Here is a 13,177-nt window from a genome sequence, read left to right as displayed (position 1 = left end):
TGGGTTGCCTTCACCAGAAGTATGAACCCTAAGCCATGCAGGCCCGTAATCTAACACAAACAAGATATAAAGCTATGAACAATAACCCAACTACACAGGAGAACTTAGAGAAGCTGATACATAAAATCAAAGATGTTAAGATTGCCATGATGACCACCGTAGATGACGATGGCACCTTGCGCAGCCGCCCCATGAAAACGCAGCAAAGCAAACCCGACGGCGAACTGTGGTTCTTTACTGGCTACGAGTCAGGTAAAACGCACGAGATTCAGCACGACTCCCATGTAAACCTAAGCTATGCCGACCCAGACGACAACCTTTACGTTTCTATTTCGGGTAAGGCTCAGGTAGTTCGTGACCAGCACAAAATTAACGAGCTTTGGAGCTCTGATATGAAAGCATGGTTCCCGGATGGCAAAGAGGATAAAAATATCGGCCTGATAAAGGTTACAATTCAGAAAGCGGAGTACTGGGATACACCGAATAATACCATGGTTGTTTTATACGGTATGGTGAAGGCCGCTATAACCGGAGAGCCTGCCGAGGGCGGCGAAAACAAGAAAATCAACCTGTAGTATCAGGCTTAAATTATTTTACTGTAATTGCAAAGCAGGAGGCGCTTCTTGTTGAAGCGCCTCCTGCTTTGCGTTTAACCTACATAAATCTTTGATTTCAGCGTATCCAATGCCACCACTAGCATCTACCTCTCCCCGATTAACTACCCTTACCCTATTTGGCATACGCAAGGGGCATTGGCGCTGGGGACTGGCACAGATGGGTACTTCAGGGCCTAAGCTAGAGAAAGTACCCGGTTTGTTGTTCTTTAAGCTTTTGGGCAGCGGACACGGCAAAGGCTTTAGTATAAAACCGAACTTTATGCGCTACGGCCTCATGTGCACCTGGCAAACAGAAGCTGACGCCGATGCTTTTCTGCAAAACTCCGCCCTCATGCAGGAATACCGGCAACACACCCACGAAACCTGGACGATCAAACTATACCCTTACCAGCAACATGGGCAATGGGATGGGCAAGAGCCATTTAACCCAACCTTACCTGAAAAGCATACTTCCGGCCCCATTGCGGTGCTAACGCGTGCAAGTATAAACTGGCGTGCTTTGCCTGGCTTTTGGCGTTTTGTGCCCAGCACGAGCAAGGCGCTGGAAAATGCTGAGGGTCTGATATGCTCTATTGGCCTTGGTGAGTTGCCGTTTATTAGGCAGGCAACATTTAGCGTTTGGGAGTCAGTGGAGGCGATGAAAAATTTTGCGTATAAAAGCCCCTTGCACCAGGAGGTAATGCGGCGCACCCGATCAGAGAACTGGTACAGCGAAGAGCTCTTTGCCCGTTTTAAGCCTGTGGCCAGCGAAGGCACCTGGAACGGTGCTGACCCAACGGCTAGTATACTTTAACCTGAACTACAGCTTCTCAGGAATGGTTTTTCTTGGCCTTGACCTGCTGCATAATATCCTCCAGCAGGTCAAGTTGCATTTGCTGTATTTCCACTAAATGCTGATTCTGGTGCATAAGCAGGTGGTCGAGCTTTTCGTGCAGCAGCCTTATCTCCAGCTCAGCTTTCAGGTTGATTTTGTAATCGTGCTCAGAGCGCAGCCGGTCTTTGGTCTCCTGCCGGTTCTGGCTCATCATGATAATAGGTGCCTGAATAGCGGCTAGGCAAGATAATATCAAATTCAGAAGTATAAACGGGTATGGGTCGAAGGGCCGCGATGCCAGCCAAAACACGTTAATTACGATCCAGATCATCAGGAAAGAGAAAAAGATGCTTATAAAGGTCCAGCTGCCACCAAAGCTGGCTATGTGGTCGGCCATGCGGTTGCCTAGGCTAATGTCTTCTTCCAGCTCCTCCTCCACGTTGCTGGAGAGCAATTCCTGCTGGTTTATACTTTTCACCACCTCCTCTTCCAGCTCCGTTAGCTCGCCGAGTTCCTGCCGCAGCAGCTGCTCCAGGTATAACCTGCGGTATTTAGCCAGCACATCCAGGGCCACATACTTCTCCAGGTCAAAATCCGGAAAATCAACTTTGATCAGGTCTACTACCTTCTGGCGAATGGCCTTACCGGGCACCAGCAAATGCAGCGGCAAATGCTTTTTAGTGATCTGGCAAAAACCAAAAGGCTCCCGGTGGCGCTTCATAAGTATAAATTAGCAGGTTGCTTCCTTATACTTGGCAAATCTTATAAAGGGTTTTGGTCTGGGGAGAGTTGCTGCAGCACGCGGTCTAAGTGTGCTTTCATGCCATCGTAAGGGCGGTAACCGCGGCTAATCAGGTGTATGTTTGTACCATTCAGGATATATAAACTCGGGAAGGCCGTAGCCTGCAAGTGCTTTGCGATTGTGAAGTCCTGCTGTGTTTTCTCCTTCATGTCGTCGGAATTATACTTCTCCAGAAAAGCATCTTCCGTTACCCCAAACTGCGTGGCAATGCTAGCCAGCACCTCCGGCTTGGTAACATCGGTATTATTGGCATAAAATGCCTGTTGCACTGCCTCTGCCATCTCTAGCTCAGCTTCAGGTTTCAGGTAACGCATACTTACTACAGCGCGGCAGCCAGGCTCGGTATCATATATAAAGCCGTCACGGTCAAAGAAAGTATAATCAAACGGCTGTCCGGTTATTTTCTCCACGTCCTGCCAGTGGTGCCGGATACTGGCTTTCATTTGGTCTTCCAGTGGCCGTTCGGTACCCGGGCGCAGGCCGCCCATTACCAGCTTAAACTGCATCTTATCTTTCTGCTCGGCTACCAGTTGCTTTACCACCGGGGCAAAAGCATAACACCAGGAGCACATCGGGTCCATCACATAAATCAGATGGATTATATCGAGTAGGTCGTGTTTCTTCTGTTCCATGGCGCAAAGGTAGGTTTTATTGATAAATTACTGCATTGTTAATTGCTAATTCAAGAGGTGCACGCTAGATGATATCACCATTAGGTAACCTTATACCAAACCTGAATCCGGTATCGACCCCTCGTGTTGCCTCTTCCTATTATCTTACGTTCTTAGCCAATCAACTAGGTAGCAATTAAACAATTTAGCCTGCCAACAATCCCACAATTCACAATTAACAATTATCTTAGCAGTTCAACCAGAAGTAAGCGAACAGATTTATAGAGCATGTCAGAGTATAATTTTAAGCAGATAGAGAAAAAGTGGCAGCAGTACTGGGAAGAAAACCAGACATTTAAAGCCACCGCAACCAGTGATAAACCAAAGTATTACGCCCTGGATATGTTCCCGTACCCATCCGGCGCCGGACTGCATGTGGGTCACCCGCTTGGTTATATCGCCTCTGACATTGTGAGCCGCTACAAGCGCCTGAAAGGCTTTAACGTGCTGCACCCCATGGGCTTCGACGCTTTCGGTTTGCCAGCAGAACAGTACGCCATCCAAACAGGTCAGCACCCGGCAATTACCACCGAGCAGAACATTAAGCGCTATGTGGAGCAGCTGAAGAATATCGGCTTCTCTTTTGACTGGGAGCGCGAGATCCGCACCTCTGAGCCAAATTATTACAAATGGACCCAGTGGATCTTCATGCAGCTGTTTAACAGCTACTATAATTATACTTCGGATAAGGCAGAACCGATTGCATCCCTGATCGAGGAGTTTGAGCAAAACGGAAATGCCCAGGTAAATGCTGCCTGTGATGAGGAAACGCCAGCCTTTACAGCCGCTGAGTGGCAAGCCATGAACGAGCAGCAGCAGTCGGAAGTGTTGCTAAAGTATAGACTGACCTATGTGGCCGAGGCCGTGGTAAACTGGTGCCCTGCCATGGGAACAGTACTTGCCAACGACGAGGTAGTGGGCGGCGTATCGGAGCGCGGCGGCTACCCTGTTGAACGCAAGAAAATGCGCCAGTGGATGATGCGCATCACAGCTTATGCCGAGCGTTTACTACAAGGTTTGGAGGATATCGACTGGCCAGAACCGATCAAGGAAATGCAACGCAACTGGATCGGAAAGTCCGTGGGTGCCGAGCTTGACTTTATCGTAGAAGGCGCTGACGATAAGATCAAAGTATTTACCACCCGTATCGATACGATTTTCGGGGCATCGTTTGTGGTGCTGGCTCCAGAGCACGAGTTGGTAGCACAGATTACGACGCAGGAGCAACGCGAAGCCGTGGATGCTTACGTTACCGTGGCCAAAAACCGTTCGGAGCGCGAGCGCATGACCGACGTAAAAACCGTGAGCGGCGTGTTTACCGGCGCTTATGCTATCAACCCGATCTCAGGTGACAAGGTACAGATATGGATTGCGGATTACGTACTGGCTGGCTACGGTACAGGTGCCGTTATGGCTGTGCCGGGCCATGATAGCCGCGATTATGCTTTTGCCAAGCACTTTAACCTGCCGATAAAGCAAGTGGTGGAAGGCGGTAACATCGAGGAAGAAGCCTATGCAGGCAAAGAAGGTAAGATCATTAACTCCGGTTTCCTGAACGGGCTGGAGGTTAAAGAAGCTATCAAAGCAGGTATTGCCAAAGCCGAGGAACTTGGCGTGGGCAAAGGCCGCACGCAATTCCGCATGCGCGATGCCGTGTTCAGCCGCCAGCGCTACTGGGGCGAGCCCGTGCCGGTATACTTCAAGGATGGCGTGCCGCACCTGATCAAAGAAGAAGAGCTACCGCTGGAGCTGCCTAAGATTGACCAGTACCTGCCAACCGAAACCGGCGAGCCGCCATTGGGCCGCGCCGTGGACTGGAAGTATGAAAATGAGCATGAGTATGAGCTAAGCACCATGCCGGGCTGGGCCGGCAGCAGCTGGTACTGGTACCGCTACATGGACCCGCAAAACGACAGCGCGTTCGCCGACGAGGACATCGTAAAATACTGGCGCAACGTAGATCTATACATCGGTGGCTCTGAGCACGCTACCGGCCACCTACTCTATTCCCGCTTCTGGAACAAGTTCATGTTCGACTTAGGGCTTGTGGTGGAGCAGGAACCGTTTAAAAAGCTCATCAACCAGGGCATGATCCAGGGACGTTCTAACTTTGTGTACCGCATCAACGGCACCAACAAGTATGTTTCCTTTGGCCTGAAAGACCAGTACGAGACATCACAGCTGCACGTAGACGTAAACATCGTAGACAATGACGTGCTGGATCTGGAAGCCTTCAAGAACTGGCGACCGGAGAATACTGACGCCGAGTTTATACTTGAGGATGGCAAATACATCTGCGGCGTAGAGATCGAGAAGATGTCGAAATCCAAGTATAACGTGGTTAATCCCGACGACATTGTGGAGCGCCAGGGAGCTGACACGCTGCGCATGTATGAAATGTTCCTGGGCCCGCTGGAGCAGTTTAAGCCCTGGAACACCAACGGCATGGACGGTGTCCACAAGTTCCTGAAGAAGTACTGGAAGCTGTTCTTCGACAAGGACGGCAACCTGCAGGTAACCGACGAGGCTCCAACAGCCGAAGAACTGAAGTCGTTGCACAAAACGATCAGGAAGGTGGAGGAAGATATTGAGCGTTTCTCGTTCAACACCTCCGTTTCTACCTTTATGATCTGCGTGAATGAGCTGAGCCAACTGAAGTGCTACAAACGCGCTATCCTAGAGCCGCTTACGGTAATACTGTCGCCATACGCGCCACACATTACCGAAGAACTTTGGCAGCAATTGGGTCATCAGGAAAGCATCAGCTACGCTACTTTTCCTAAGTTTGAGGAAAAGTACCTGGTGGAGAACACGTTTGAGTACCCGGTATCTGTAAACGGAAAAATGCGGGCCAAGCTAACATTTGCGTTGGATGTGCCGCGCGAGGAGATTGAAAAGGCCGTACTTGCCGAGGAGCAGGTAACTAAATTTTTCGAAGGAAAATCTCCCAAGAAAATCATTATCGTGCCGAACAAAATAATCAATGTGGTAGTATAAAGAATCCCCATTTTTTTACCAACTAACAACTTTATAAACAAGCCGCCTCAGCCACTAAAAGCTAGGCGGCTTGTTTTTTTAAGCCCCTACGCTACAACTTCATACTCAAGCTATTGCGTACAGATAGTAAGACTCTTTTATCATGCTACGTATACTTGTGCTTACCGATTTTTCTGAGAATGCGTATGCTGCCATGCATACTGCGTTGCAATTAGCCAGAAGCTATCATGCGGAAGTAGTGTTTTTGCACACTATGGAAAGACCGCCTGTTCCCGCAACTTCTCCACAAGAAGTGTACGCCAGCATATATGAGTCCGAGCACTGGCATTTGGAGCAAAAGCTGCAACAGGAGTGCCAGAAGCTATATCAAGAACTGAGCATCAGGCCGAAAGAAGTACTCAAAACTGTGCAAGTACTGCCGGCTCCATTAACAGATGCTGTCCTTCAGCTCAGCTATAGCACTACTGTAAACCTGGTGGTAATGGGCTCGAGCGGAGTTAGCGGTTTTCAGAAATTCTTTATGGGCAGCAATACCAGCGATATGATTCGCCATACCATTGCACCGCTGCTTATAATCCCTCCAAACCATACGTTTAATGGCTTCGCTACAATTTCAGTTATTATTCGGCTAAAGCGATTCGGAGAGAGACCCGGCCTAAAGCTACTTGAGAAAATCGCGCACACCTACAGTGCCAAGCTATACTTTGTTTTTGTGTTAGATGAGGATGAAATGGAGCCAAACTATATTCAGATAGCTGATAACCAAAATTTAATATCCAATTTACCCTATGAGATAAACTCCATCCGCAAAGCCAATAAAAGTGAGGACTTGGAAAGGTACTTGCTACAGACTAGCACTCAACTGCTTGTTTGGCTCCCAATGCAGCGTGGAGTTTGGGGAAATTCTCCCTCGGAGCAGTTTGCAGAGAGAGCCGCCAGCAAAGCCGGGTTGCCCTTGTTAGTTATACCGCATATAAAGGAGGTGCAATGAAGCATGGTTATGGAGCTGCTGAACCAAAACGCCTTTTATGAGTTCACCATCATACTTATGCTGGCTGCCATTTTGGGCGCTATCGGCCAAGTGCTTCGTCAGCCACTTATTGTTGTATTTATAGCCTTAGGTATACTTGTCGGCCCCACAGGCCTAAACCTGGTATCATCCACGGATAAAATAACGCTCCTTTCAGATCTAGGCATTGCTATACTTCTATTTGTTGTAGGTTTAAAACTTGACCTGAACCTAATTCGCTCAATGGGTAAAGTGGCCCTGATGACTGGTTTGGGACAGGTCGTTTTTACATCGGTTTTTGGCTTTGTTATAGGCCTTGCGCTTGGCTATACTCCATTGGTTTCTTTGTATATCGCCATTGCGCTTACTTTTTCCAGCACCATTATCATTGTAAAGCTCCTTTCTGACAAAAAAGAGATAGACTCGCTGCACGGACAGATTGCCATTGGCTTTTTGATTGTGCAAGACCTTGTTGTGGTATTTATGATGATTTTTTTAAAGGCTCTGGATAATAACATTGGCGAACAGCTGCTGTACAACATGTTGGGTATGTTGGGCAGAGGACTAGGCATATTGTTAGCCATAGGATTGCTGATGATCTATGTGATTCCGCGGTTAGTGCAATACTTGGCACGGTCTCAGGAACTGCTTGTGCTGTTTGCCATTGCTTGGGCCGTGGCTGTTGCATCAGGCAGCGAGTACCTAGGTTTCAGCCGTGAGGTTGGCGCTTTTGTAGCCGGCGTATCGCTGGCCTCCACGCAGTATCGGAATGTAATTAGTGGCCGCCTGGTTAGTATCCGCGATTTTCTGCTGCTTTTCTTCTTTATTCATCTGGGGCTTCACCTTAATCTGCAACTCATCGGCGACCAGGTGGTGCCTGCCCTTATATTTTCGCTTTTTGTACTCGTAGGCAATCCACTCATCGTTATGGTGATTATGGGATTGATGGGCTATAGAAAACGAACTAGCTTTCTGGCAGGCCTTACTGTTGCGCAGATAAGCGAGTTTTCGCTGATTTTTGCCTCACTTGGTATGAGCTTAGGCCATATAAGCCCTCAAACAGTTGGCTTGGTTACATTAGTCGGCCTCATTACCATAGGTTTGTCCACGTACATGATCATTTACTCTCACCCATTGTTTGCGTTGCTCTCCCCTGTTCTCGGGATTTTTGAAAGAGAAATTACCGCGAAAGAAGAAAATCAGGCAAGGCAGGATGCGCCCTTCGACATCATACTTTTTGGCTTAGGCAGGTTTGGCAGCAATATCGCCTTGGAATTGAAAAAACACGGCTATAAGGTGTTAGCAGTAGATTTTGACCCAAAGCTTATAAGGTTTTGGCAGAAAGAGGACATTTCAGCGCAATACGGAGACATGGATGATCCGGAGCTCTCAGAGCAGTTACCCTTGAGCCATGCAAAGGCCGTAATCAGTAGCATTGCCGATGTGCAACTAAACCAGAGCCTAATTAGGATGCTGTACCATATGGGCTATAAAGGTAAAATAGCCGTTACGGCACACAGAGCAGCTGATGCGTTCTTATTGCAGGAAGAGAACAAGGAAGTACACGTCCTGCTTCCATTCTCTGATGCTGTTGAGACCGTTATAAAGAAACTATTTTTGCCAGCAAACACAGCTGTTGCCATAAAAAGATAAAGGTGACAGACCAGCCGCTCAGGCTTCTCTGTCACCTTTCCGCATAAGATGAACTTATGATTAAATTAGTAGAAAGTTTTATGCATTCACGTTCTCTGTGGTTGTTATACGTTCGTCTACTGTCTTTAGTGATTCCCGCACTTTGTAAAGCAGTTCTACCAAAGTAATCGCCTCCTCTTCTGTAATGCCTTGAATCAGTGCATCCAGGTTTGGTAAGTCTTCATCAATGATACTGCAAATGCGCTGGCCTTCCTGCGAAATCAGAATGTTAACAAGCCGCTTGTCTGCCGGGTTTTGTGTTACAGTTACAAGGCCTTTTGCACTTAAGCGGCTAACCAACCTGGAAGCATCAGACATTTTATCCAGCATCTTTTCGCGGAGGAAAGACGTTGAAACCGGCTTTGGAAACTGGTCACGCAAAATACGCAGAGCATTATACTGTTGGGTAGTCATATTATGCTTTTTAAAAAAACTTTCATACCCGTTTGTTAGCAGACCGGAAGTATAGATTAAACTCATACTTGCCTTTTGCCATTCGTTCCGGAAGGAACTAATACCAAATTCTTTCTCTAGGATCATAATATAATAAGGTGAGTTTCTCAATTATACTAAAATATCTTGTCTTTTCAGAGGTATTGAAACAATAAATACATATCAAAAACAATATTTTTAGCTAAAGTCATCTGTAAGTCTTGGAAATGGCCTCGCAACACCAATGTATATACACCAAAAACATATCATACTATTATTTTGTACGGGGCCATTAAGCAAAAGAGCCACCTTTGCAGGAGGCTCCTCTGAAGTAAGTGGTATACTAACCTTAATTTTGAGTAAATAATACTTTTTATGAGAAACCTTTCTACACTAGGTCGTTAAAGCCAATCAAAGAACGTTGATGCTTTGTAAGCTTTGCTGCTACTAAGTAATATGACAAGTCTATCCACTCCTTTAACAGGCTCTCGGGCAAGCCTGCCTCAGGCATAACTAAGTTCCAATGGCGCTTGCTCATGTGATAACCAGGCTTTACCTGCGGGTACTTTTCGCGTAATTCCAATACCAGTTCCGGGTCGCACTTCAGATTTATGCCTTTACCGTAATCAGCCATGCTACATAAGGCATACATCTTGCCGCATACTTTAAATACCAGCGTATCCTCGTCGAAAGGAGTTTCCTCGGTAGTTCCGGCTTTGGCAAGGCAATAGTCTCTAAACGCTTCTATATCCAAGGCAAAATGGATTAAATATGCGTTGCTATAAAGTAGATTGCGCCAGCTAAAAACATCAGGATTGATATTTTATTGATGACGTGCATGGTGCGCAGGTTGAAATTTGTCTTTCGGTTCGGGTCTTTTTTCCTGAAAAAGTAGGTAGCCACCTCCGTAAAATCAAAGAGTCCTTTTTTCATGGGTCAGTTATTAAATGCGTTGACTTTTCAATGCTTTAGTTAGAAAACAACGGCTGTTCCAAAATGATTTAATTCACAGGTGTATTGTTTCTTATTACAGCTAATAAGTATACTTTCCCAAAGGTAGTTTACTCAACAAATAAATTATAACGAAAGAAAAGACAAAGCACATAGTACTGGTTAAAAATATCCCAAAAGCTGGATGGAGTAGATTATGCGAGATCCCCAGTCTAACAATCAAAATATGATCAATTACCAACGGATGGATTAGAAACACTCCAAAACTTAATTTACTCATTGCCTTCAGGTGCTTTAACCAGCGATCCGGGATGTATTTAACCATTCTTTTCAGGATTATCCAAACACCGAGTCCCTTTAAAAAAATATGCACCATAGAGCTTTGATACAGTAAGTCGCTATGATGCCCAGAAGAAGCAGACACATAGTAACTCCCGAAAAAAGTTATTCCAAATCCGAGAAAAATTAAAAGCATTCCAATTTGGCAATTATTAAGCCACTGTACATCCTCAAACTTTGCAGCATAATAGCCAAAAACAATATAAGCCAGGTATATCGCGTAGTTTAATAGATAGCGAATATTAGTATTATCATCTGGAAGAAGTTTTAAACTCAGGGAGATTATGCAAGTAAATGCCAATACCTGAACTAAGGTTGGCTTTAGCCATTGCAACACTAATCTGAGCAAAGGCATCAAAAAGTAAATCGATAAAATAAGATAAACATACCAGAAGTGATACGAATTACCTTCATAAAGCGCTATAAAGTAATCCTCTAAGCTTAAATCTCGAATATAGTTTTTTGCTAACAAATAAACGAAGACCCAAAAGCAGAAAGGCAAAAGCACTCGAATTACCCTATTTTTAATAAAGACAAACCCTTCGGCTCTTGGTAAAAGCAACGCTCCGGTAAGCATTAAGAATAAAGGGATTCCTGATCTGAAAACCGACTGATAAAAATTACCAACCCACCAATTTAACTCAGTTGACGGATCATACTGACCAACAGTTGGTGTAGCTACGTGCACAACAATGACAGATAGCGTAGCAAATAGACGAATCAAATTATACGACGCTACATCTTCTGCTACTGCGTTCCCTGGCGCAGGTTCAAAAACAGCCTTATCAGTTGTTATCACAGTTTACTCTTCCACCCTAATCGGCTCTATCCATTTGGCATCTTCCCGGATCAGCTCAATCAGCTCGTCTACGGCCCTATCAGCCGGCACTGATTTTTTAATCACGGTCTGCCCACGGTACAGCGCTATTTTGTCTTTCCCGACACCAACATAGCCGTAATCCGCATCGGCCATTTCGCCGGGGCCGTTTACGATGCAGCCCATAATGCCGATTTTCACACCTTTCAGGTGGTCGGTGCGCTTGCGTATCATGGCAGTGGTTTCCTGCAGGTCGAAGAGCGTGCGGCCGCAGCTTGGGCAACTGATGTATTCCGTTTTGCTCATGCGTGTGCGCGCAGCCTGCAAAATCCCGAAGCTCAGGCTGTTCAGGCGGTCAATGGTAAGCAGTTCATCCTGCTTTTCCTGCACAGGAAGCAACTCTGTGCCAAGCATTATCCCATCTCCCAAACCGTCAATCAATAGCCCCCCCACATCTGTGGCGGCATATAGCTGCATCTGATCTTGTGTAAGCGCACCATACTCCCGCTTGATAATACATGGCGTTTGAACTCCATTGTTCATTAAACGGATAAAGCACTTCCGCAATTCCGGCATGGCGTGCTCGTTTTGCGTGTGCAGCATAAGCACAGCAGTGGCATCTACCTTTAGCGCCTCAATAAGCTCAGTTGATATATCTGAAATGCCGGCAAGTATAAAGTTGAGCGCAGGGTGGCGCGCAGCCTCGCTAAGGTATACATCGGCAGGCATCAGTGGGTGGCGCTCCTCGCGCTGATCAGCCTGCAACCAGGCTTCATAATTCACGATCTCCTTCAGGCCGTTTGGCAGCATAAACGAGATCGGGTTATCACCGGTATAGATGTAGTCGGCGCCCAGGTCATTCATATTGAATTTATCGAGCAGCATAGAGTATAAATGCCCTACGCTTTTCAGGTCGGCATACTTTACATCCGTCAAGCGGCTCAAGTCGGCTACCACGCGCGGCACGTTCAGGCCGCCCAGGTTAGCCACTTCGGTTGTATGTCTGCGGTGGTATTGGAACGGATCATAAGGCACGTTGCAAATCGGCTTGATTGGCTGCGCCTTTTCTGCACGGTGCGTGTAGCGGTCTATAAGCGCCTGAGCCACGGGCGCCTCGGCTTCCGGAGCTTCCGTTAAAGATACGCGCACGGTATCACCCAAGCCGTCTTCCAGCAAAGTACCTATTCCAACGGCAGATTTTATACGGCCATCCTCTGCTTCTCCGGCTTCTGTTACGCCCAAGTGCAGCGGGTAGGGCTGCAGTCCTTCCTCATCCAGCTTCTGAACCAGCAAGCGGTACGCCTGCACCATTACCTGTGTATTGGAGGCTTTCATCGAGATTACGATGTCATAGTAACCTTCATCCTCGCAGATGCGGATAAACTCAAGCGCACTTTCCACCATGCCCAGCGGCGTATCGCCGTAGCGGCTCAAGATGCGATCAGATAGCGAACCGTGGTTTGTACCGATACGCATGGCCGTGCCGTGCTCTTTGCAGATCCGAACAAGCGGCACGAAACGCTCCCGAATTCTGTCCAGCTCGGCCTGATAGGAAAGATCGTCGTATTCAATTACCTGGAATTTCTTCTTATCGGCATAGTTGCCGGGGTTTACGCGTACTTTCTCTACAATCCGGGCTGCAACTTCCGCGGCATTTGGTGTAAAGTGTATATCGGCGATCAAAGGCACATTATAACCCCTGATTCGTAATTCTTCTTTAATCTGGCGCAGGTTCTCGGCCTCTTTTATACTTGGCGCGGTGATGCGTATGTACTCGCAGCCGGCCTCGATCATGCGGATGCATTGCTCCACTGAGCCCAGGGTGTCCATCGTGTCCACGGTCGTCATCGACTGCACCCTGATAGGGTTATCGCCGCCAACAGGCACGCCACCAATATTTACAACGCGCGTTTTTCTGCGCTTGTATTCCACCATGCTTGGGCAATACGAACTGTTCATTTGATTAAGCTGACATTCCATGTGTCTCTTTAACTAAAGTATCCGCTGCTTTGTTCAAAGGGCAAAATACGCAAAAT

General features: G+C 47.0%; 12 protein-coding genes. 5 read left to right on the top strand and 7 right to left on the bottom strand.

The genetic code is table 11. The features are described 5' to 3' along the window. Nucleotides 1-74: 74 nt before the first annotated feature. Both D1627_RS06180 and D1627_RS06175 read left to right on the top strand, forming a co-directional pair. Nucleotides 75-575, top strand: coding sequence for a pyridoxamine 5'-phosphate oxidase family protein (locus tag D1627_RS06180; protein WP_119431363.1), 501 nt, complete (start codon nucleotides 75-77; stop codon nucleotides 573-575). A 109-nt stretch (nucleotides 576-684) separates the two neighbouring features. Beyond that, nucleotides 685-1,410, top strand: a complete 726-nt coding sequence (locus tag D1627_RS06175; RefSeq protein WP_119431362.1) for a DUF3291 domain-containing protein — start codon at nucleotides 685-687, stop codon at nucleotides 1,408-1,410. A gap of 16 nt (nucleotides 1,411-1,426) precedes the next feature. Here the strand turns inward: D1627_RS06175 and D1627_RS06170 are convergent, their stop codons facing one another. Both D1627_RS06170 and D1627_RS06165 read right to left on the bottom strand, forming a co-directional pair. Next, nucleotides 1,427-2,152, bottom strand: coding sequence for a DUF1003 domain-containing protein (locus D1627_RS06170; protein WP_119431361.1), 726 nt, complete (start codon nucleotides 2,150-2,152; stop codon nucleotides 1,427-1,429). A 41-nt stretch (nucleotides 2,153-2,193) separates the two neighbouring features. Next, a complete protein-coding gene (locus D1627_RS06165; protein WP_119431360.1) occupies nucleotides 2,194-2,865 on the bottom strand; it encodes a DsbA family protein in 672 nt (223 codons plus the stop codon). 267 nt (nucleotides 2,866-3,132) lie between these two features. On the opposite strand from D1627_RS06165, the gene leuS reads away from it, so the two are divergent. From leuS to D1627_RS06150, 3 genes are all read left to right on the top strand, one after another. Further along, the gene (gene leuS / locus D1627_RS06160) at nucleotides 3,133-5,901 is read left to right on the top strand and encodes a leucine--tRNA ligase (RefSeq protein WP_119431359.1); all 2,769 of its coding nucleotides are present in this window, start codon (nucleotides 3,133-3,135) and stop codon (nucleotides 5,899-5,901) included. Between the two features lie 142 nt (nucleotides 5,902-6,043). Continuing rightward, nucleotides 6,044-6,892: a universal stress protein gene (locus tag D1627_RS06155; protein WP_119431358.1), complete on the top strand. Its 849-nt coding sequence runs from the start codon at nucleotides 6,044-6,046 to the stop codon at nucleotides 6,890-6,892. A gap of 9 nt (nucleotides 6,893-6,901) precedes the next feature. Further along, on the top strand, nucleotides 6,902-8,563 hold the full coding sequence (locus tag D1627_RS06150) for a cation:proton antiporter (protein ID WP_119431829.1): 1,662 nt from the start codon (nucleotides 6,902-6,904) through the stop codon (nucleotides 8,561-8,563). Between the two features lie 78 nt (nucleotides 8,564-8,641). Here the strand turns inward: D1627_RS06150 and D1627_RS06145 are convergent, their stop codons facing one another. The 5 genes from D1627_RS06145 to ispG all read right to left on the bottom strand — a co-directional run bounded on the left by D1627_RS06145 (nucleotide 8,642) and on the right by ispG (nucleotide 13,100). Further along, nucleotides 8,642-9,142 carry a MarR family winged helix-turn-helix transcriptional regulator gene (locus D1627_RS06145; RefSeq protein WP_119431357.1) on the bottom strand — a complete coding sequence of 167 codons (501 nt, stop codon included), beginning with the start codon at nucleotides 9,140-9,142 and terminating at the stop codon, nucleotides 8,642-8,644. 280 nt (nucleotides 9,143-9,422) lie between these two features. Next, entirely contained in the window at nucleotides 9,423-9,788 is a 366-nt protein-coding gene (locus tag D1627_RS06140) for an MmcQ/YjbR family DNA-binding protein (RefSeq protein ID WP_119431356.1), read from the bottom strand. An 11-nt stretch (nucleotides 9,789-9,799) separates the two neighbouring features. Continuing rightward, on the bottom strand, nucleotides 9,800-9,967 hold the full coding sequence (locus tag D1627_RS18435; RefSeq protein WP_199688391.1) for a DUF6728 family protein: 168 nt from the start codon (nucleotides 9,965-9,967) through the stop codon (nucleotides 9,800-9,802). Nucleotides 9,968-10,067: 100 nt separating this feature from the next. Beyond that, complete coding sequence (locus tag D1627_RS06135) at nucleotides 10,068-11,123, bottom strand: acyltransferase (protein ID WP_119431355.1); 1,056 nt, start codon at nucleotides 11,121-11,123, stop codon at nucleotides 10,068-10,070. A gap of 3 nt (nucleotides 11,124-11,126) precedes the next feature. Next, on the bottom strand, nucleotides 11,127-13,100 hold the full coding sequence (ispG, locus tag D1627_RS06130; protein ID WP_119431354.1) for a (E)-4-hydroxy-3-methylbut-2-enyl-diphosphate synthase: 1,974 nt from the start codon (nucleotides 13,098-13,100) through the stop codon (nucleotides 11,127-11,129). Nucleotides 13,101-13,177: the final 77 nt, after the last annotated feature.

Origin of the sequence: Pontibacter oryzae (assembly GCF_003576375.1) — a bacterium.
In the GTDB taxonomy this organism is placed as follows: Bacteria; Bacteroidota; Bacteroidia; order Cytophagales; family Hymenobacteraceae; genus Pontibacter; species Pontibacter oryzae.
This window is presented reverse-complemented; position numbering and strand designations above follow the sequence as displayed.